Origin of the sequence: Microcoleus sp. Z1_A1 (genome assembly GCF_036700305.1) — a bacterium.
In the GTDB taxonomy this organism is placed as follows: Bacteria; Cyanobacteriota; Cyanobacteriia; order Cyanobacteriales; family Microcoleaceae; genus Microcoleus.
This window is the reverse complement of sequence record NZ_JAUBOR010000038.1, coordinates 1-20,201: the sequence shown is the minus strand read 5'-3', so window position 1 is coordinate 20,201 and position 20,201 is coordinate 1. Positions and strand designations below refer to the sequence as shown.

Here is a 20,201-nt window from a genome sequence, read left to right as displayed (position 1 = left end):
GATTGCTAGAACACTCTTATTTAATTTTTATTTTTTAAATCCTATGTCGTGGACTCCCTTAAGTCATCGAATTCATCACTTGCCGCTTATCCTTGCGGGCCCGATTTTGCGCCGGACCCAAAGTCGGGCCGTGACAGTTTGGCTGGCTCTGAAAGCCCCCCGCCAAGTCGAACTCAAGGTTTATTCGACAGAGGGCGGAACCGGCGAAATTGTCGATCGGCCCTTGCTCCAAGGTGCGAACTCTACCGTGCAGCTCGGCAAATACCTGCACGTAGTGGCGGTGACTGCTAAACCAATTAACAGCAATGTCTTGACATCTGGGCAAATTTATGCTTATGACATCAAGTTTACTGGGAGTAGCGAGTCGAACGTCGGGGGTGCAGTCCCAGAAAATGAGAAAGAAAATCTCATTTCTTGCCTGTGGCCTGCCACCCCTGATTTATCGGCTTTGGGGCCGGAGACGATTAGTTATTTCGCTCACCAGTTGCCCACTTTTGCCCTGCCGCCGCAGGATTTAAACTATTTGCGTATCGTTCACGGTTCTTGTCGTAAGCCCCACGGAGACGGCAGAGATGCGCTGCCCATCTTGGATAATTCGATCGAACAGTTTGCAGGAACGGCAAATAGCAGGCCCCACCAACTGTTTTTAACGGGCGACCAAATTTACGGCGACGACGTTGCCGATGCCATGCTGTGGGCCTTGACTGACGCTGGCGATACACTGTTGGGCTGGGAAGAAAGTCTACCCCTGATGGATGATGCCCAAATAAAAAAGAATTTGTGTATCAGTATACCTAAAAATTCGGAAAACGAAACTGCACTTGACCAAGAGAGGGAAATTTTTAGAGAGTCGCCAATTCAGAAACCGTCGGATGCTGAGTATCAGTTCAAAAAACCAATTGAGTTACAGCCGGGGACTCGCAGCGATATTGCCAGAGATTTTGGCGGCTTTACGGCGATGTTGGTGAATAAACCCAAAAATGCTAAAAGTCACTTGTTTAGCTTGGGCGAATATTATGCGATGTATTTGTTAGTTTGGTCGCCGGTACTCTGGTGCACAAGTTTTCCGAAGGGTAAGGATATTTGCCCAAATTCTAAGCAGGCAAAAGTCTGGGATAGAGAAGTTGTTGAACTTAACGGTTTTGCTCGCAATTTGTGGAGAGTGAGGAGGGCGCTAGCGAATATTCCTACTTATATGATTTGCGATGACCATGATGTTAGCGACGATTTTTATTTGAATCGAGAGTGGTGTTACCGGGTGCTGGGGAAGCCGCTGGGCCGCCGGGTAGTGCAGAATGCTTTGCTGGCTTACGCTGTGTTTCAGGCTTGGGGAAATACGCCTGCACAGTTCGATCGCGCACAACCTGGAGATAAATTATTAACAACTGCTGAAAAATGGTCTAATTCGGCGGGGACTGATGTTTCTGCTTGGGAGGAGGCGGCTTCGTATTTGGGAATTCCCGGACTCGATCCGAAAACTCATTTGCCTAAGTTGAAATTAGATGAAGACGTTTTTATTTTGGATCGGGAGGGCGAGGGTGTAACTGAGGTTTTGAATTGGCATTTTACTGTGAGAAGTTTTAAGCACGAGGTGATTGTGCTGGATACGCGGAATTGGCGGGGGTATCCGGTGGAAAGTGCGATCGATCCACCGATGCTTTTGACTCACAAAGGTTTTGAGGAGCAAATTCAGAAACCTTTGAGGGAGACTGAGTTGCTGAATAAAACTGGGGAGTTTGAGATTGAGGCGACGCTGGTGGTTGTGCCGACAAATTTGGTGGGTTTGTCGATTATTGATGCGGTGCAAAAGTGGGATGTGGAACAGGGGAAGGTTTTTAATAGTGATGCGGGGGATTCTTGGAATTTTCATGAGTTAGCTTTTGTGAAGCTGTTGGTGGAATTTTTTAAGCAGCGCAATCGGGTGATTGTGTTGACGGGGGATATTCACTATGCTGCTGGTGTGCGACTGAGTTATTGGTCTGATTGTCATTTTGGCGATTCTCGATCGAATATTGAGCCTTTGACGAGGGAGAATTATCGGTCAAATTGTCAAAATTCTGTGTTGGCGCAGTTGACTGCTAGTGCTTTGATCAATGAGGAGTGGAAAACGCATTTAATTCATACTAAGATTAAGTCGCTGCTTCCCGAGCGATCGCACGAATGTTTGGGATGGAATGAGCCGCTGGAATTAATGAAGATTTCGAGGGGGGACAGAAAGAAGGCTATGGCTGCTGCTGTCAGAAATAGACAATCTCTGCCTGATTGGGGCTATCGGATTGACTGGATTAAACGGCAAAGAGCTCGCGTGTTTTTGCAGCTAGAAAATGGAACTGCGTCAGATAGATCGCATAAAAATAAACAATTGTCACCGCTGCGTAGGTTATGGAATTTTATATCGCTGTTGTGGCGCAATCGCTGGCTGCAAGAGGGTGATGAGATTGTGGGATATAGCAATATTGCGATCGTCAGTTTTCAGTGGCCTGCTGATGATGATGGGGAGAAAGCGGTGATGCAAAATGTTTATTGGCGGCCTCTTTGGGAGCCCGATAGTGTGGTTTACAGTCAATATTTTGTGCCGCTGGGATTGGATGAGGATGATTAGATTCACGATTTCTTGAAGAAGTCGGGGATTTCGATACGGGTACAATATTGTGTTGAGTTTGTGGCCGTGTCCGCCGGGGGTGAAACCCCAGTCTCATAGCTAAAGTCGCTTGGAACTGAGATGTTACACCATTCTCAAGAACAGGCTTTCCGGCCTGTTCCACAAGAGATGAATTTTATTGTGGAACAGGCCGGAAAGCCTGTTCATAAAAGATTTATCGAGAAGGGTGCAAGATGTCAGTTGGAACTCAGATGTTACACCCTTCTCAACTAGCCATACTGCCCGCGACTAAGGATCGTGGATTAAATAACTTCGTAGGTTGGGCCCGTGGAACGAAACCCAACAATCAAGCGTGGCGTTGGGCGGAGTGAAACGCAGGGTTCGTCCCTCAACCCAACCTACAAAAAATGCAAGTTATTTAATTCTCATTCCTAACAGTGATCTCAAAACTGTGCTTATGAGCTAGACTCTGGGTACGATCGATATTAATTAACAGACCCAACACTACCAAAGATAGCAACAAAGTTTCTTTGACAGTCGCAGATTTCCTAAAGCCGGCCGACTTGCTCAATCAGTTAAAAGCCATACGCAAAAAGTCGAGGGCGGACTTGGCAGATATGGAAGTTGTTTGGGACATATTAGAAAACCATCAGCACGAAAGTTCAGCGGAAAACTAACCTTCTTGCTGTGCGATGAACCTGAAACCCTTGATGTATATAGGATAGAAGAAAAAGCCCGTGACGAGATTTGAACTCGTGACTTCCTCCTTACCAAGGAGGTACTCTACCACTGAGTTACACGGGCATAAAAAATTAAGAATCTCCAATTAAAAAATTAATTTTTAATTCTTAAATTTTAACTTTTTATTAAATTGAGGTGGGCCGAGCTAGATTTGAACTAGCGTAGGCGTAGCCAGCGGATTTACAGTCCGCCCCCATTAACCGCTCGGGCATCGACCCATTTCCATCACAGTTATACATCCTAGCACCAGAATCTTTATTTGCAACATTATATTTAAAACTCTAATCATTTAGCTGAGAACACATAAGTGAGTTAGGGGCTGACGGGAAAATTGAACACTGTTTAAGGTGTGCATTGCTAAGTCTAGGCTGGGTGCGTGCCCGGAGCACCCTAAGTCTAGACTAAGAGAAAATCCCTAATTCACTAATTCCCCGGTTTCTTGCAGGGAGTGCAGGCGGCGGTAAATACCTTGTTGACTCAAAAGTTCTTCGTGGCTGCCAACTTCGACGATTCTACCGCCGTCGAGTACGACGATCGCATCGGCTTCGCGAATTGTACTCAGTCTGTGGGCAATAATTATGGTGGTGCGCGTACCGAGAATATTTCGCATGGCTATCTGGATCGATCGCTCGCTTTCATAGTCCAAACTAGAAGTAGCCTCATCAAAAATTAACACATCCGGCTCCACCAACAGCGCCCTGGCAATCCCCAACCGCTGCCGCTGGCCGCCGGACAACCGCATTCCTCTCTCCCCGACCACGGTATAGTAACCTTGGGGCAACAGCCGCACAAAATCGTCTACTTTGGCAATGCGACAAGCATCCTCAACTTGCTCGAAAGTGGCGTTTCTGTTTCCGTAAGTCAAATTTTCCAGCAAAGTACCGTTAAAAACGTCTACTTCTTGGTGGACAATGGCTAAACGCTGGCGGTAGCGAGTCACGTCTAAGCTGCGAATGTCTTCGCCGTCGATCTGAATGCGGCCGGAGTTGGGTTCAAAGTAGCGAAACAGAAGTTTAACTAAAGTCGATTTCCCGGAACCCGATCGCCCGACTAATGCTACAGTCTGACGGGGATGAATCAACAAATTCACATCTTGCAAAACGGGTTTTTGACTGTCGTACCCGAAGGTCAAACCGCTGATCTCAACTTTGCCGGTAAATTTATAAGGTGGCTGTGCCGATCGAGCATTTTCTGCTAAATTAACCGCATCCACACCGTCGGGCGTTTGCATAAACTCGTGGAACCGGATCATTGAAGAATAGCGCCGCGCCAATAATTCGGCGATAATGCTAATCGGACGCAGTTGGGAATATGCCATGCTTGCCAGGGTGTAGACGGTAACAAAATATCCGAGGGAAATTTTGCCTGCAACCGTGGCTGCTAGGCTAAAACCAAGAACTGAAAACAAACACAACTGGACGATCGTCTGCTGATATGTCCCCAAGGTGACGTATCCTTTGTGAATGCGGTGGATCACGACTTTTAATTCGCGATCGAGTCTGGTGGTTTGCCTTTTGAGTTCCTCGCTTTCTGTGGCAAAAGCTTTGACTGTTTTGATGTTGGTGATAATTTCCGAGTTGCGGCTTTCGGTATCTTCGATGTATTCATCGAGAATTTCTTCCCGCGCAGTCACCTGTTGCAAGCCTTTGAGGGTGAAACTGAGGATAAATAGGAATGAAACCAAAATTAATAAGCCAATCCGCCACTCAATTAAGCAGATAACGGCAAAAATGCCGATTAAGCGGACGACTTCGGGGATGAATTCGCCGGCAATTTCTGGGTAAGTCCAAGTATGGTTGGCGATGCCTTTGGCGATGCGGCTGGCAATCCGTCCGGCGTTGTTTTCGTCGTAGAATTCTAGGGGTAAGGTGAGGATTTTGCCGATCGCACTTCTCATTCGATCGCGTCTTGCCCTCAATGGTATCGCCCAGTGGAACCAATTTGCTACCCAAGGCTGGATCGGTGCTTTGGCTACTGTTACCAGAAAAATTATGCCGAGCAAGACGGATAGCGATAATATTTTGTTGGGTGACTGCTGGGTAACAGAGGCGATCGCTGCTATGAGTTTTTGCGTTACTGTATCTGTAGGTTGACCCGACAATACGTTTAATATTTGACCGATCGCGTAAGGAACAAGCAAATCGGCTAGTGCCAAAATGCTGGATGCGCCTATGCTGTAAACTGAGATTTTCCAGTAGCGACTGTAGTATTGGAAAATGTCCTGAAAGCTTGCCATAAATTTGTGTTGAGATACAACCCTTGCAAACACTTGCATTTAAAACTGCGCTCTCGGCGCGCTTTGTTTACAATTGTACTACAAAAGTAGTCGATCGGGGAGTCAATCGATTTTAGATTTTAGATTTTAGATTTTAGATTGACTTGCGCGAGATAAAGGCGGGGGACGCAAGGATTTTAGATTTTAGATTTTGGATTGATTCCACGGATAAATCACGTGGCGGGTACCACATGAAGAAATTCTTGGTCATCTTGGATCATGCTAGCGACTCGCCCGATCGGGTGATTTATGGCAATCATTCGATCATCAGCAATCGATCCGCATTCCTGGGCAATCAATTCCAGACTAAGGGCAAAAAAATGCAAAAGACAGAATTTTTCTTAAATTCTGCCTTCTGAGCAAGGCCTTACAGCATATTCGGTGGTTTATGAAGTACAGTAGAAACCTTAATTGTGTGCTGTTAATCCTCCGGGTGCGTCGCTACGAGATATTGGATATAACTTACAGATTGACGGGTGGCGACGCACCTTACACGGGCCATCAGATTATGTGTACCACATATACATGGAATATGCTGTATAAGTTTTACCTTTGAGTAGTCTGTTAGCTGAAGGTGTAGGCTGATTGCAGCGCCCACCAGATCAAGAAGCCGATTCCGCCGGCAATGACAATCGCCGAAATGGCGATCGCTATAGGACTGTCAGCTCCCTTGAACTTCATGATTCCGCGATTTAAATCTGACATGACAGTGTTCTCCCACAATTCCAGCTTGATTGTAGCTTTGCCGTGGGCCGATGGCGGTCAATTTTCACGGCAATTACTGATTTGGTTAACGATCTGGCTGCTGAAATTGCAGGTGGGGAGTGGGTTTGGGGGGGTTTACTGGGTTTGTGAAAAAAAACTTACTAAAAAGACTTGACAAATTTAGAGAATTGAGACAATATTGTTAATACCGCAGGAAATGCGGGTGTAGCTCAGTGGTAGAGCGTCACCTTGCCAAGGTGAATGTCGCGCGTTCGAATCGCGTCACCCGCTTTAGAAGATAAAAAAATCAAGGAAACCGGAAAGTAGATCAAGAAAGTTTTCGGCATAGTCCTAATGATGGTTGAAAATACCTAAGTTAGTGGTAAGATTGAATGCAGAACTTGCAAGTCAAAATTGCCGATCGGGCAATATCTCGGAATAGGCAGTTGAAAGCCTCGCTTTGGCGGAATTGACAAGTTTGATTAAGTGGATATGTTAACGATTATTTTTGCAAAAACGCTTTTTTTATCCGATCGCTAGTGCCATCTCAAAAAGCTCCCAAGATTGACTTAAACGATGAGTACCCCTGTCCTTGCCGACGCCGGGGTCGTCTAGTTCCCATAACGTTGACAGAAGCCTTTGGCTGCAACCGCTGTCAACAAATATTTGTATTGGACGAAAGTGGAGACGTGATCGAGCAACTATCAACGAACTATCCTTACAAGCAGGCTTGGCGGTGGACAGGGCACCAGTGGAACAGAGCGCATCCGGGTTTGAAAGCCCATTACTTGCCACTGGCTTTGGGTATGATATTGGTGCCGCTAGTGATTTGGTTGCCCTTGGCGCTACACTCGCCGGGCCCGAATATTATTCTGTGGGCAATGGTCGCCGTGCTGCTAGCAATGCTGCCGGCGCTGATGGTATGGCTGGCTTACAGGCGTTAGCTAGATGATAATAGAGGATTTTACCCATTCATCAGATGCCGCAAATGTCGCGCGTCGGGCTTATCAAGCTTCTTTGGAGTTGGCGGCGACAAAGAGTGCCGATCGCGCTGCAGCTTTGCAGGCGATGGCGGGCTCGCTGAAACGCAGACAAAATGACATTTTAGAAGCAAATACTCTGGATTTAGAAGCGAGTCGGGACATGGCGATTCCCGAATTGATTGTGGAGTGGCTGAAGCTGACGCCGGAACGGATCAAGACAACTGTGCAAATTCTGGAACGGTTGGGGGAAATGCCAGATCCGATCGGCAGGGTGATCAATGCTTCTTATCAGGTCGATCGCTGTCAGGTTTACTGTCAGTCGCTACCACTGGGGGCGATCGCTCTAATTTACGAGGCGTTTCCAGAGTTGGGGGCGATCGCCGCGGGTTTGTCTCTCAAAAGCGCTAACAGTTTGATTCTAAAAGGCGGCAGCGAAAGCTGGCAAACTAATGCTGTAATTGGGGAAGCTTTGGTGTCGGCGATCGATGAGGTAGGTTTGCCATCGGGATGTTTGCAGATACTGCCGCCTGATCGGGGCGCTTCGATCCGAGAATTGGTCACTCAAGACCAATATCTCAATTTAATTATTCCCTACGGTAGACCAAGTTTGGTGCAGCAGGTGGTAAGGCTGTGCACAGCACCAGTTTTGAGGTCGGCAATGGGAAATTGTTACCTTTATTGGTCGCCGACTGGTAGTTTGGAGATGGCAAGGTGGATGATTTTGGACAGCCATCAAAGCGTGCCCGATCCTGTTAATGCGATCGAGAAAGTGCTCATCGATCGCAACCAAAAGCCTTCTTCCTTAGTCAGGCTGTGGAACAGTTTAAAAGAAAAAGGCTTTCAAATTAGCGGCGATGCGGATCTTGTTGCAGATTTCCCAGAGTTGAAGCTGGCGGAAACATACGAGTGGACTCAACCGTATTTAAACAAAACCATCGCGTTTAAAGTTGTCGATAGTTTAGAGATTGCGATCGGCTGGATCAACCGCTACAGCAGCGGTCACGCTGACTGTATTGCCACTGAATCTTACTTAGAAAGTCGCCAATTTGCTCTGGATGTTAACAGCGCCTCAACTTTTATTAATGCCTCACCTCGGTTTTGGCGCTATCAAAATCGGGGAGATGCGATATTTTTGGGAATGTCCAACCAAAAAGGTTATCGTCGAGGATTGATCGGGTTAGATACGCTGACGACAATTAAAGAAATTGTTCAGGGAAACGGACTTTTTTAATCTTATAGGTTATTTAGAATTGGTTATTGAGATTAAACCAAACTCAAAAAATGGGAGACTATTATCGATGCGTAAGCCTTTAATAGTTGTTCCAAAAATCTTTTTATAGGATACAATAATATCTTGGTAGAACAATCAGGCAGCCTTGATCTAAAGCAATTTGATCACAAGCTCCCGGATAGCCGCAGTGGAGACAGATAAAATCTCCGCATCCTAACAATAAGCCGCCGGATTTATGTGTGGGTTCAATCTAAAATCGGGTACGGGATCTAATTAAATTTAGAAACTTATTAACTCACATGAAAATACTCTTAGCTATCACATGAAATCCGAAAAAACACTCAATACTCTAGACAATACCGCAACGCCGACTTTAGGCAAAGAAACGCTAATTCACCACTCGGTATATGTTAAAAAATTGCGTCCGCTGCTGCCATCAGATGCCTTTGAACCAGAGCCTAGCAAGTTAGCAATACTATTCATCAACGCTGCTATTTTATTGCTGGGATGGGGAATTGCTGCTAATCTCGATCGCTGGCCTGTCTATCTTTTAGGGCTGTACTTACCTTTAGCCGTCATCATGGGCAATAGTATCATAGTTTTGCTATTTAGCTCCCACGATTTGATGCACGGTAGCGTTCAGAAAAAGTCGCGCCTCACTTATCCGATCGCCTTTTTGGGACTAAGTATGCTGTTTATGCCGCCTACTCAGTGGAAAAATCTGCACAACCTCGTACATCACAATAACACGAATTCTGTGGCAGACCCCGATCGCAACTATCTGTACCAGCAACCAGATACTTGGGGAAAATGGATTCAAAATCTGTTTGTCCCGTCGGTAGAAGTAAATCCGGTGTGGTTAATTGTAGGGATGGCGGGTTCGTGGTTAGTGCATAATTTCCGCAATCTCACCTCGGTGCTGTTATTTAACGATAAATCTGTTGATTACGTACCGGCTGCCTTTACAGTTAGTCCTAAAGATAGATTGACAATCGCATTTGAATGTCTGGGAATTTTAGGAATTCATGCGAGCATTTTATTCTACCTAAATTTTCATCCGCTCAAAATCGCCCTTGCGTACTTTTTGCCGATCGCAATTGGTCATGCAGGCGCAATGTTTTACATCTATACCAACCATATGGGTTGCCGGATGACCGCGATTAATGACCCGCTGATCAACAGTGCTTCTGTGCGGGTTCCTAAAATATTTGACCTGCTGCACTTGAATTTTTCTTACCACACAGAGCATCATATTTTCCCCAGCATCAACTCAGACTATTATCCGATGGTGCAAGAGTTGTTGCAAATTCACTATCCCGGACGCATGAATTTAATCGATGCTGGAGAAGCTTGGCGGTTGCTGATGCAAACACCACGGCATTATCAAGATGAAGTCACATTCACAGATTCTGCGGGTACAATGGCCGTGAATTGCTCGATTGTTGAAGACTATAAAAGCTGAGAATTCGCATTGTAACTCACATCTTGAATTATGCTGAAGAACAGGCTTTTGTGCCTGTTCCACCAAGAATGAATTTTATTGTGGGGAGTAGGGGTTGGGCGTCTCGCCTGCCCCAAAAATACACTCCTACATACTGATGCTATTTAGCACCAACGAAGGCTTGAGAGCAAAATAAGGAATGACTCGTTTTTGATTGTTAGCATCAATCCTTTGTTCTGCCATATTCAAATTTTGCTGGAACTGTCTGGCTAAAAGTTGGATCGGGGTTCCCGCAAAAACTTCGTCGAAGCTCATCCGGTAGAGTTCTCGGAAAGATTTATCGTAATAACCCAAACGGTCATATCGATAAGCTGACAAAATAAACATAGTTTTCAGTTGCTCAGCCGCTCGTTTGTACGGAGGAAGCAACCGTAAAATATCCTTTTCTGTAATCACTTCGAGATTGCCAGAAGCGGTAATTTTGGGAATGTCCCGGTAGGCTGCCAAGGGCATATTGGCGGCAAAAGCCATGTATTCGTACTGGGGAAAATTGACGGCTGAATGCTGCGGGCCGCAGGTGAAAATTACAGTTGTGACAATTTTAATTAATTGTTCAACTGTGTCGATTTTGCTGGGCATTCCTTTGACTTTACCGCCGTTATCAGAGGCTAATTCTTGTGCCCAGGTTTGCAGTTCCACATCTTCTGCGATCGCCTCTTTCGTCGGGTAAAAGTGTTTGAGATAGCCGGAGACAAAGGTTTCGATCGCATTCCACAGTAGCAATCCATCATCTCGGTAAGGGTAGTGAGGCAGTTGATTTGGATCGTCCATTTCCCGATTTTTCAGTTCAGTTGGGAAGGCAAATTGATCCAGACTCCAGTTACTGCAAGCCTCTCTAGCTATTTCCATTGTCTCTGGCAAGCTACCGCTTAGCAAGTCATCGACTGGCCCGCCCGGAGCGATCAAATAAGAACGCGCCAGCTCGTTGTTAGTCAACATAAACCGAAAGTGCGGTTTCAGCAGCAGGCTAAGGGGGTGATTTTTAGCCAACTGTCGGGCGGTGACGATCGCGATTGGTTCCATCACCAAATGAGTTCGACCTAAATGCGAGCTCATTTCGTGGTGATTGGCATCTGCTACTTGCACGCAGAGTTTCGCAAACAGCCAATCCACAGGAGGATCGAACGGGGTGTAAAGATGGCTATTTGGGGTCGGATCTAGTTGAATGGCGATCGGCACCAGTTCACCGCGATCGCGGATTCCCGTCCACCGCCAAGCGAAAAAAGCTCGCGGTTTCGGCAAGAATTTTCTGCCTTTTTCATAGCTGCCACCTCCTATTTTTGAAGGCGCGCGATAGTGTTGGTCGCTACCCGTATAATCGGCAATGTAAATGTTTTTTTGTTGCAACTCTTGGCCCAGATCGAATAATGGGTGAAAGCTGGAAATTTGTCCCAGTGTTTGCGCCCGAGGATCGCCGGCATCTAACAAACGAAGCACCATCGGATTTGCTCCAGACAGGCGCTGTTCTGCAAAAGAGCGATCGGTTTGGTAGATTTTGGCAACAGCAGGTAGCGGCAGCAGAGTAAAGAAATCTTCATAGTCTTGGAGCTCGTCGAGAGGATCGAGAAAACTTCTCGAATCGGCCGCCAGCATATTTCCTGGAAGTTCCGATGTTGCTAGTATCCGCTCTCCAATATACTTGCTCGAAAAGTTCTCGACTGGTGGCACATCTTTCAATAATGCCAAAGGTGATAAACTCTCAAAGTCAAACTGATAAGCTTGTTGCTGCCGATTCAAGGAATCGCGACGCTGTTTTTGGTTCGGGTCGTCTTGAGGAAGAGAAGGTTTCATATTGTCTACCATTGTATAAATCAACTCTCTTTTTGTAGTAAAATATCGGAGATCATCACTACCGATCGAGGATGGAATTTAAAAAGTATTGTGCAGGCTCACGCTTGATATAGGTCTTATTCACCGATCGATAATCTTATTCCGGATTTTTTAAAGCTCAGAAAAATTCCTCAAAAGAAGGCAACACTTCTCGATCGCCCTAAATCTATGTTGAAAGGTTTCATCCTCCCGATAAGTAGCTCGCACTCAAGAACCCCGACTTCTTTGAGATGTCGGGGTTCGGGGAGTTCGGTTTTTTGAGCTGAGTCTACTCATTAGCGGTTAGGCACGAACCATTAAATATTGACCGTTGCCGTTATATTCGCCCTCGCAACTCGCGAAATTAGACACAAACCAAATCAAGTAAAACCGCCAGATGCGGCGAAATTTGGCAGAGTCGATGCCGTAGTCCAAATCTTTGACTATTTCCTGAGAATCGTCAAAGTTTTTCAACCAGTTAGCAAACGTTGTGGAGTAATTGTATCCGTTGAGATACCATCTTTTAATGGTCTTGAGGTCTTTGTTGTGGCTGGGAATTGCATCATATTTCCAGTAACGGCCGTGGGGAAAAATGTATTTGTGGGTGAAAACGCTGGATATATTGTTGGGAGTGCGAACTGTGATGATGTGAATGAAAACTTTGCCGTTATCCTTCAGGAAAGATTCTAGCTTTTGGAAAGCTTTCGTTAAATTGCCTATATGCTCAAAAACTCCGATGGAGAGAATTTTGTCAAATTTGGTCTCGAAGTTGGCGTCGTTAAAATCGCCTTCATATAGGGTAAATCGACCTGAACTAAGGTAGCTTTCGGGCTCTTGCATCTTCTGACGCATATACTCGCATTGGTGGTGGCTGAGGTTAATGCCAGTAGACTGGACATTGGGGAATTTGGAAAGAATGTAATTGGGAACGCAACCCCAGCCGCAACCAAAGTCTAAAATATTGTCGCCATCTTGAATCTCTAGCTTCTCAATCACATCATCAATCATCTGCATTTGCGCTTGTTCAAGGTTGGCTGCTCCTTTTTCCCACAATCCCATGCTGTATTTAGGATAAATAAGTTTTCCATCGCCTAACATCGGATTCAGCATTGCTTGAGGTAAGTCGTACTGAATCTTCATTAAATCCCGCGGCCCTTCGGCTGTATGGTCTGTTTCTGTTAGTACCCATTCGTAGGGTGCAAGCAGGGAGGGGAAATGCTTAAAAAAGACGGGCATACAGGTATCAAAAAGCGATCGCAATACTGAATCTGCGACTTCTAATCCGTTGATGTAAGACTCTGCTACTGCCATTTGCACCGTGTTAACTGCACTGACTGCGAGGCGGGTTGCTCCGTAGGCGATCGGACTTTTGCTATGTACATCTCCCACGATGGGAATGTGTTTTTCGATGCTTTGTAGGACTGTTGATGAAGTCATGGTTATATTGGTTTTAAAGATGCTGCTATTCTATCTCACGAAAATTAGCTGGTTGTTAGAGATCCAAAAAGCTGAAACTATTGTCAAGTCAGGTTTGCACAGCAAAACATCCCAAAATCCTAAAAACATATGGCGCTTGAAGGGGATTTGATAACGGATTTATCTGGCTTTGGGTGATCTTAATTTTATTAAGAATTATGTCAGTCTATTTGAGATTTGAGATTTGAGATTTGAGATTAACTCCAGAGCTTGAATTGGGGTATTTTTACGCTGAGATTAAAATTTTAGTGTTCAGTTATACCATTTTAGATATTAGAATTGAAAATGAATGATGAGCTAAGAGTTGGACTCTTGCCTAGAGTTGCATTCTTTTTTTAAACTGGTGTCAATCGATTTTAGATTTTAGATTTTAGATTTTAGAGGCGACCCCACGGATAAATGCTCTTTCTTGAGGATTTTCGATTTTCGATTTGGGATTGATTTGCGCGAGATAAATCACGTGGCGGGTACCACATGAAGAAATTCGTGGTCAGTTGGGCGCTTGAGGTGAGGAAACGAGAAGCAAGTGCCGATCGCGACTTATAGTTAAGGTATCAGGGATACAGAAAAAATGCCCAGAAACCGGGTTTGCATACAGGTTCACTGCAATAACAGATGTCCGCGAGATTTCTCGCTAATTAGCTAGACGCGCCATATATGCCACAGATTCACTATCTGCCGGACGATCGCACGATCGAGATAGACGACGACGATATAATTCTCGAAGCTTCCCTGCGTGCCGACATTCCCCACACCCACATCTGCGGCGGTAGCGCCCGATGTTCGACTTGCCGGGTATTGATTGTCGAAGGTTTGGAATTTTGTTCTCCCCGCACTTCGCCGGAAGAGGAACTTGCCAAAAAATTGCGCCTAGAACCGGAAATTAGGCTAGCTTGTCAGACACAGGTTGCGGGCGGCAGGGTGATTTTGCGCCGACTGGCGATCGATTCTGAAGACTTGGAATCATTTAACGACGAAATGGTCGGAAAGTTGATTTCTAATCCTGTGGGTCAAGAGAAGAAAATTGCAATTTTGTTTGCCGATATTCGAGGGTTTACTGCGTTTGCAGAATCGCTGTTGCCCTACGATATAATTTATGTTTTAAATCGCTATTTCCAAAAAATGGGTTATGTTATCAACCGCAACGGCGGGATGATTAATAATTACATGGGAGATGGTTTTATGGCGCTGTTTGGGTTGGAAAATTCAGACAAGGCGGCCCAACAAGCAGTGAGGGCTGGGGTGGAGATGCTGGAGGAACTAGAGAAACTCAATCCCTATTTTGAGACTTTATACCGTCACCGGTTGCGGATTGGGATTGGCATTCACTGCGGCTGGGTGGTTGTGGGGAATTTGGGGGCGTCGAAGAGTCAGACAGTTACGGCGATCGGGGATGCGGTGAATTTGGCCAGCCGGATCGAGGCGGCTAATAAGCAAGTAGGAACAAGTTTACTGATTTCCGAGGAGACTTATCAGGAAGTGAAAGAATTGGCGATCGTCGATCGGCGCGTATCCGTGCCAATTCCGGGGAAAAGTGGCGAATATCCGCTGTATGAAGTAGTCGGGATGCCGCCGCTGCCCGTGGAAATCGAAGAAGTTTCTGAGGTAAGGGAAGGTTCTATTTGGCAAAGTTTTGTCAATAAATTGTTGGCTTTGTATGCTGTGGCGTACAATTGGATTAGGAAAATTTGGAGTCACATCAAAAAACTATAGAGCAACTTTTTGGAGTTTGGTTATTTCCTCAATAATATGAATATTCCCAATTCAATTGTCCGCATTTTTATAATGCTCCCGAACGGTCAGATCGTCGCACAAATGCGAGATAATATTCCAGGTATTGCAAGCCAAGGAATGCTTTCTACTTTTGGTGGTGGCGTGGACATTGGAGAAAGTCCACAGCAAGCAGCAGTGCGAGAACTGGAGGAAGAAACTAGCATAAAAAGCGATTGCAAAGTTGAATTTATCACAACTTTTCTTTACATAAAAAACAACAATCCCGAATTTATCCAAAAAAATCACCTATTTTTGGCAAAAGTTAGCAATATTGAAAAAATTGAAATTCAAGAAGGTGTGGGTTTTGTAGTTTTGAGAAAAGATGTCGATTTCGAGAAAGTCAATGCAGGGGAGGGGACTCAAATGGCTTGGAAATTGTTGCAAGAATATTTAAAATCAAATAACCTGTGTATGTAGGGTGCAGAGTGCGTAGCTTACACCATAGATAGACAGTGAAAAAAATCCTCTCTTGCGTAAGTTCTATTTATTTCCGACTGCTTAGCTTTTCCCCGCTAGGGGGATGAAACTATAATAGAGAACTTCTTTACGATGCTGTCAACTACGAATTCAGAGTACGAATCATTACTACAACGCGCGATCGCGATCGCCGCCAAAGCTCATGATGGACAGGTTGATAAGGCAGGCAAGCCCTATCTATATCATCCCCTATTTGTGATGGAAAATGTAAATTCTCTAGACCAGAAAATCGTAGCGGTTCTACACGATGCGGTCGAAGATTCTGAACTTACACTCGACCAACTCAGAAGCGAAGGTTTTCCTGAATTTATAGTAAAGGCGATCGCCGCAATTACCAAAATAAAAGGAGAAGCTTATGCAGCTTATTTAGAACGTGTGATTGCAAACCCGATCGCACTGCGAGTCAAAATCGCTGATGTTACTCATAACCTTGATATTAGTCGCATCGCCAATCCGACAGAGGCAGATTTTCAACGCATTGCAAAATACCAAAAAGTCCTCCGTCAGTTGCGTGCCGCCTTAAAGTAATTATTAACCGCAGATATCCGCCTTCATCGTGGCACAGGCATCTTGCCTGTGCGATATCTAGGCATCATGCCTGTGCGATATCTGCGGTTAAAAAAATCCCCAAATCTAAGCCATCACCATCCCCCCATCCACATTAAAAACCTGCCCAGTTATATAAGCAGCCGCCGCATCTGCCGCCAAAAACTTCACCATCCCCGCAACTTCCTCAACTTCCCCATATCTCCCCAGCGGAATATACTTCAAAATCTCATCAGACTTGACATCCTTAGTCATATCTGTAGTGATAAAACCCGGTGCAACTGCATTCACAGTAATCCCGCGACTCGCCAACTCTTTCGCCACAGTTTTAGTAAATCCAATTACCCCAGCCTTTGCCGCACTGTAATTAGCTTGTCCCGGATTGCCCATTTGTCCAGCAACCGAAGCAATATTAATAATTCGGCCGCTTCGCTGTTTCAGCATGATTTTACTGGCAGCTTTCGCACACAAAAACACGCCAGTTAAATTCAAATCAATCACCGCTTGCCAATCTTCCAACTTCATCCGCAGCAGCAAAGTATCGCGAGTAATGCCCGCATTGTTCACCAAAATGTCAATCCGTCCCCATTTTTCCATGACATTACTGGTGAGTAAATCTACTTGCTCAGTTTTCGAGACATCTGCTGCAAGTGCGACAGCTTCTCCTCCAGCAGCGACTATTTCTGCTACCACCTCATCAGCAGCCGCACTCGAACTCGCATAGTTGACGGCGACTTTAGCGCCCTCTGCTGCTAGGGTTAAAGCAACGGCGCGGCCGATTCCCCGCGACGCACCGGTCACGACAGCAACTTGACCCCGCAATCTCTGAAAAGTCTCTGGTAATAGTTCCATAATTGTATCCTCGCAATCTACCAGAGAATTTTGCACTAAAATCGAGCCAGAACCCAAAAAATTATTTTGTCTTATGGCAGTTCAAAAACAGTTCAGCAGTTTTGAAGAGTTACTATCGGGCTCTGACTTGCCGGTGTTGGTAGATTTTTACGCTACTTGGTGCGGGCCTTGTCAGATGATGGCACCGATTTTGGAGCAAGTGAGTGGTCAGATGAAAGACAAGCTGATGGTTGTCAAAATTGACACCGATAAGTACGAACAGTTGGCGTCGCAGCATCACATTTATGCTTTGCCGACTTTGGTGTTGTTCAAAAATGGCGCTGAGGTCGATCGCATTGAGGGAGTGATGCAAGCGGCGCAGTTGATCGATCGAGTGCAACCTTTCTTGTAACCGGAGTCAATTATCTCACACGTAGGGTGTGTCAGCCCATATCTGATTCATTATGAATAAGATAATCCTAGTTGACGCACCCTACTGATGAAGACTCCCAGCCACGCTATTATCAATCTGGCAATTCTCGGCAAACCGCAACTGCCGCAAGCTAATCTCATTATTGCGATCGGCGGAATCTTACCCGACATCCCAATATTTTTATTTTACTTTTGGGCGAAATACATTGCTCGCTTGCCCGAAGCTACAATTTGGTCAAAAGCATATTATGAGCCTTTTGTACAAAATATTGTGGCTCTGTTTCATTCAATTCCCCTTGCGGTTATTGGTTGGCTAATTGCTTATTACTTTGGGTGGCAAAGCGTGCAAATTTTGTTTATCAGCATGATACTACACTCTCTGGGAGATTTGCCTGTCCACAATGACGACGCTCACCGCCACTTTTTTCCGTTCAGCAATTACCGTTTTATCAGTCCGTTTTCTTATTGGGATAGAAAGCACTACGGGTCAATTGTTTCTGTGGTTGAAATGTTGTTAGTGCTGCTGTCAACTTTCCGGGTTTTTGGTTTTGTTAATTCTTATGCTGGTAAAGTATTGTTGATTTTGGTGAATGCTTTTTACATAATTGGAGCGGTGTCTTTTTACGTCCGTTCTTTAGTTTCTCGTTCTTAATTATGCTACTGGAAGTTCGATCGCGATATTAGAGAAATTGTATTTGCGGCATTAAGGGCGATCGTACTGGGAATCTAGAACACAATGTAAAGTTTTATAACAAAAATCCACATTTCTGCCTCAACAGCTTGACAAAAACAATTTTCTTATGGTGAGATACTAAGAATCACAACAAGTTACTGTATCGCTTGTTCGCATCTTAATGAAATTTTCCAATAAATCGCCCTTCAACAGTCAAGAGCCGTTCCCTATTGGTGAAACGACCTTAATACCTGAATTCGACCTAAATACCGCAAACTTACTCAATCCTCAAGCCCTTAGCAGCCCTACCCCAGAGCCAGCACTCCCCGGACTTCCAGACAGTTTTAACAATAACCCCGAAGACACCGCAATCTCCTCCAAATCCATCAATTTTAGCCCCAAATTAAAGGATTTCAGTTTTACCCCCCCCCGTAAAAAAATCTCTTGAACTCGATACTCTCACTGGCGAACCTGTAAACGAAAGACAAATCGACTACTTCGGTAAAGAGGGTATTTTTGCGGAAAGACGCGCATCTCAACTCGCTCCAAATGCGGCAAATCCCAAAAATCCTCCACTGATTGAAAGTGCCGAAGTCAAATTCAAAGACGCAAACAATCAACCTTTTGAGAACAATCTACCAGTTTTGTTTCTGACGGGAAGCAACGTTTTAGCAGACAACTTTGGCGACCCCAAAGGTAGCCAATTTAGCGATTTAGTGGTAAAATTTTATGTTGGTGACCAAGCTTACGAAGGCACAATACTAACCAACCTCAGTCGCGAATTAGCAGACAATAAATTTGAAGTAGCTGTCAGAGTTCCCGACACCGTACCCTTGGGCGATTCGCGAATTGTCCTCAGTCGCAAACAGAACGAAAAAGTCAGTTCAAATCCGGCAGAACCAGCAACAGAAATTCTCTACAACAGCAATTCCTACCGGATTGAAAACGATACAGAATATGTTTTTGGGGCCCAGTGGACAGCGGATAGAATCGCCGTACTCAACGGTTCCGACCCCGAATCTGTTGTGGCGATAACGAACAGCAGCGACTTGCTAATTGGTAACATTGCTGTAGGTACGGACGATCGACTAGATAGAGCCAGAGATTTGACTGTAACTAGCGACGGTTCTCGCGTGTACGTCCCGCTGGAAGCTTCCGGTAGAGTCGCTTTAGTCGATCCGATAACCCGACAGCAGGTAGATACTAAAGCGGATGTAGCTGGCTTAAACCCGATCGATTTGCCTAGCGGTGCAACGCCTCGTTCAATTGTACTTGATTCTCGCGACCAATACGCTTACATTGCTGACGGCAAAGCTGGCGGCAATTCCATCTACGTTCTCGATATCAACCCGTTCTCATCCAAGTATCACCAAGTTACCCAAACTATCACAGTTGGTGCAGCACCTAGCGGTTTGCGACAGATGGCAATTAGCAGCGACGGAAAGAAGCTATTTGTTACCGCACCGAACGGTTTGAACAGCCAGATTTACGTTGTGAATATTGACCCCAAAGACCGACCCAGCGACCCCAGTCAGAACCCTCAAAAGTGGAATCAATTAATCGGAAATATAACAGCCGATGAAGGCGTAGAAGGATTAGCTTCTACGGTCTATCCGCTGAAGATGACGTTTACAAACAGCGGGAAAGATAGCAAAGGATTTGGGGTACTGGATATTACTAATAATGACCCGGTAAGTTTTGCTGCTACTACTCGCTATACAAATTTAGGGTTGGGTTCCGACTTTGATTACTTCGATGTGAATGAGGGAGTTTCGGTAACGGTTTTACCGGATGCTAGCTATGCGTTTGTTGTGGGTCGCAATGCGGACGCGAAATTTTTCGGTCAGGAATTGCCCAGCGTGGATGGAGACCCCCGGGCCGGGAGCAATATCGGCATTATCAAAGACCCGCTGACGAATCCGCAATTAGTAGCAGCAACTCGACCAATTCCCGACGGATTTGCTACTGATTTAGCGCTTTCAAGTGATAGCAAGTACCTCTATGCTTCCTATCCCAATTTGAGCGGTGCTAATGGGAAGGTGTATGTCTTTGACACTGAAGAATTCGTGAAAACAGTGACAAACCCCGCTCAATTTCAAATTGATGCTAAAGGTCGGGGTGTCGGGCTGCCTTTGTTCGACAGCAC

The 20,201-nt window shown here is 45.4% G+C and carries 16 protein-coding genes and 3 tRNA genes; 12 read left to right on the top strand and 7 right to left on the bottom strand.

The annotated features are described in order from the left end of the window. Positions 1-130 precede the first annotated feature (130 nt). The gene (locus QT973_RS21200; RefSeq protein ID WP_333392111.1) at positions 131-2,602 is read left to right on the top strand and encodes a PhoD-like phosphatase; all 2,472 of its coding nucleotides are present in this window, start codon (positions 131-133) and stop codon (positions 2,600-2,602) included. A 530-nt stretch (positions 2,603-3,132) separates the two neighbouring features. Then, entirely contained in the window at positions 3,133-3,279 is a 147-nt protein-coding gene (locus QT973_RS21195) for a hypothetical protein (RefSeq protein WP_333211963.1), read from the top strand. Positions 3,280-3,334: 55 nt separating this feature from the next. On the opposite strand, the gene QT973_RS21190 is transcribed toward QT973_RS21195, so the two are convergent. The 4 genes from QT973_RS21190 to QT973_RS21175 form a co-directional block, all read right to left on the bottom strand. Beyond that, positions 3,335-3,406 (bottom strand) — tRNA-Thr (locus QT973_RS21190). 73 nt (positions 3,407-3,479) lie between these two features. Further along, positions 3,480-3,561, bottom strand: a tRNA-Tyr gene (locus tag QT973_RS21185). A gap of 197 nt (positions 3,562-3,758) precedes the next feature. After that, positions 3,759-5,579, bottom strand: coding sequence for an ABC transporter ATP-binding protein (locus QT973_RS21180; RefSeq protein WP_333233944.1), 1,821 nt, complete (start codon positions 5,577-5,579; stop codon positions 3,759-3,761). Between the two features lie 603 nt (positions 5,580-6,182). Beyond that, positions 6,183-6,323: a hypothetical protein gene (locus QT973_RS21175; protein ID WP_172188980.1), complete on the bottom strand. Its 141-nt coding sequence runs from the start codon at positions 6,321-6,323 to the stop codon at positions 6,183-6,185. 219 nt (positions 6,324-6,542) lie between these two features. On the opposite strand from QT973_RS21175, the gene QT973_RS21170 reads away from it, so the two are divergent. From QT973_RS21170 to QT973_RS21155, 4 genes are all read left to right on the top strand, one after another. Beyond that, positions 6,543-6,614: transfer RNA gene (locus QT973_RS21170), tRNA-Gly, on the top strand. Positions 6,615-6,862: 248 nt separating this feature from the next. Continuing rightward, positions 6,863-7,267, top strand: coding sequence for a hypothetical protein (locus QT973_RS21165; protein WP_333056560.1), 405 nt, complete (start codon positions 6,863-6,865; stop codon positions 7,265-7,267). A 4-nt stretch (positions 7,268-7,271) separates the two neighbouring features. Then, entirely contained in the window at positions 7,272-8,537 is a 1,266-nt protein-coding gene (locus tag QT973_RS21160; RefSeq protein ID WP_333211959.1) for a glutamate-5-semialdehyde dehydrogenase, read from the top strand. A gap of 322 nt (positions 8,538-8,859) precedes the next feature. Then, positions 8,860-9,999 carry a fatty acid desaturase gene (locus QT973_RS21155; protein ID WP_333211957.1) on the top strand — a complete coding sequence of 380 codons (1,140 nt, stop codon included), beginning with the start codon at positions 8,860-8,862 and terminating at the stop codon, positions 9,997-9,999. Positions 10,000-10,125: 126 nt separating this feature from the next. Here the strand turns inward: QT973_RS21155 and QT973_RS21150 are convergent, their stop codons facing one another. Together QT973_RS21150 and QT973_RS21145 are read right to left on the bottom strand one after the other, a co-directional pair. Then, on the bottom strand, positions 10,126-11,829 hold the full coding sequence (locus QT973_RS21150; protein ID WP_333056557.1) for a lipoxygenase family protein: 1,704 nt from the start codon (positions 11,827-11,829) through the stop codon (positions 10,126-10,128). A gap of 321 nt (positions 11,830-12,150) precedes the next feature. Then, entirely contained in the window at positions 12,151-13,284 is a 1,134-nt protein-coding gene (locus QT973_RS21145) for a class I SAM-dependent methyltransferase (protein ID WP_333211955.1), read from the bottom strand. 696 nt (positions 13,285-13,980) lie between these two features. Here QT973_RS21145 and QT973_RS21140 point away from each other — a divergent pair. From QT973_RS21140 to QT973_RS21130, 3 genes are all read left to right on the top strand, one after another. Beyond that, positions 13,981-15,036, top strand: coding sequence for an adenylate/guanylate cyclase domain-containing protein (locus QT973_RS21140; protein WP_333056555.1), 1,056 nt, complete (start codon positions 13,981-13,983; stop codon positions 15,034-15,036). 36 nt (positions 15,037-15,072) lie between these two features. Then, positions 15,073-15,513 carry an NUDIX hydrolase gene (locus tag QT973_RS21135; protein WP_333056554.1) on the top strand — a complete coding sequence of 147 codons (441 nt, stop codon included), beginning with the start codon at positions 15,073-15,075 and terminating at the stop codon, positions 15,511-15,513. A 132-nt stretch (positions 15,514-15,645) separates the two neighbouring features. Beyond that, positions 15,646-16,101 carry a GTP pyrophosphokinase gene (locus QT973_RS21130; RefSeq protein WP_333056553.1) on the top strand — a complete coding sequence of 152 codons (456 nt, stop codon included), beginning with the start codon at positions 15,646-15,648 and terminating at the stop codon, positions 16,099-16,101. A gap of 105 nt (positions 16,102-16,206) precedes the next feature. Here QT973_RS21130 and fabG read toward each other — a convergent pair whose 3' ends face one another. Continuing rightward, the gene (fabG, locus tag QT973_RS21125) at positions 16,207-16,971 is read right to left on the bottom strand and encodes a 3-oxoacyl-[acyl-carrier-protein] reductase (RefSeq protein WP_172188962.1); all 765 of its coding nucleotides are present in this window, start codon (positions 16,969-16,971) and stop codon (positions 16,207-16,209) included. 73 nt (positions 16,972-17,044) lie between these two features. Here fabG and trxA point away from each other — a divergent pair, with 73 nt between their 5' ends. The 3 genes from trxA to QT973_RS21110 form a co-directional block, all read left to right on the top strand. Continuing rightward, entirely contained in the window at positions 17,045-17,362 is a 318-nt protein-coding gene (gene trxA, locus QT973_RS21120) for a thioredoxin (RefSeq protein ID WP_333056552.1), read from the top strand. A gap of 87 nt (positions 17,363-17,449) precedes the next feature. After that, a complete protein-coding gene (locus tag QT973_RS21115) occupies positions 17,450-18,034 on the top strand; it encodes a hypothetical protein (RefSeq protein ID WP_333056550.1) in 585 nt (194 codons plus the stop codon). A 665-nt stretch (positions 18,035-18,699) separates the two neighbouring features. Then, positions 18,700-20,201, top strand: a 1,502-nt coding sequence (locus QT973_RS21110; RefSeq protein WP_333392109.1) for a beta-propeller fold lactonase family protein, incomplete at its 3' end; no start/stop codon positions are given.

Coding starts and splice junctions, on each gene's coding strand:
- QT973_RS21180 (WP_333233944.1), bottom strand. CDS start 5,579: ATGGCAAGCTTTCAGGACATTTTCCAATACTACAGTCGCTACTGGAAA.
- QT973_RS21175 (WP_172188980.1), bottom strand. CDS start 6,323: ATGTCAGATTTAAATCGCGGAATCATGAAGTTCAAGGGAGCTGACAGT.
- QT973_RS21160 (WP_333211959.1), top strand. CDS start 7,272: ATGATAATAGAGGATTTTACCCATTCATCAGATGCCGCAAATGTCGCG.
- QT973_RS21155 (WP_333211957.1), top strand. CDS start 8,860: ATGAAATCCGAAAAAACACTCAATACTCTAGACAATACCGCAACGCCG.
- QT973_RS21150 (WP_333056557.1), bottom strand. CDS start 11,829: ATGAAACCTTCTCTTCCTCAAGACGACCCGAACCAAAAACAGCGTCGC.
- QT973_RS21145 (WP_333211955.1), bottom strand. CDS start 13,284: ATGACTTCATCAACAGTCCTACAAAGCATCGAAAAACACATTCCCATC.
- QT973_RS21140 (WP_333056555.1), top strand. CDS start 13,981: ATGCCACAGATTCACTATCTGCCGGACGATCGCACGATCGAGATAGAC.
- QT973_RS21135 (WP_333056554.1), top strand. CDS start 15,073: ATGAATATTCCCAATTCAATTGTCCGCATTTTTATAATGCTCCCGAAC.
- QT973_RS21130 (WP_333056553.1), top strand. CDS start 15,646: ATGCTGTCAACTACGAATTCAGAGTACGAATCATTACTACAACGCGCG.
- fabG (WP_172188962.1), bottom strand. CDS start 16,971: ATGGAACTATTACCAGAGACTTTTCAGAGATTGCGGGGTCAAGTTGCT.
- trxA (WP_333056552.1), top strand. CDS start 17,045: ATGGCAGTTCAAAAACAGTTCAGCAGTTTTGAAGAGTTACTATCGGGC.
- QT973_RS21115 (WP_333056550.1), top strand. CDS start 17,450: ATGAAGACTCCCAGCCACGCTATTATCAATCTGGCAATTCTCGGCAAA.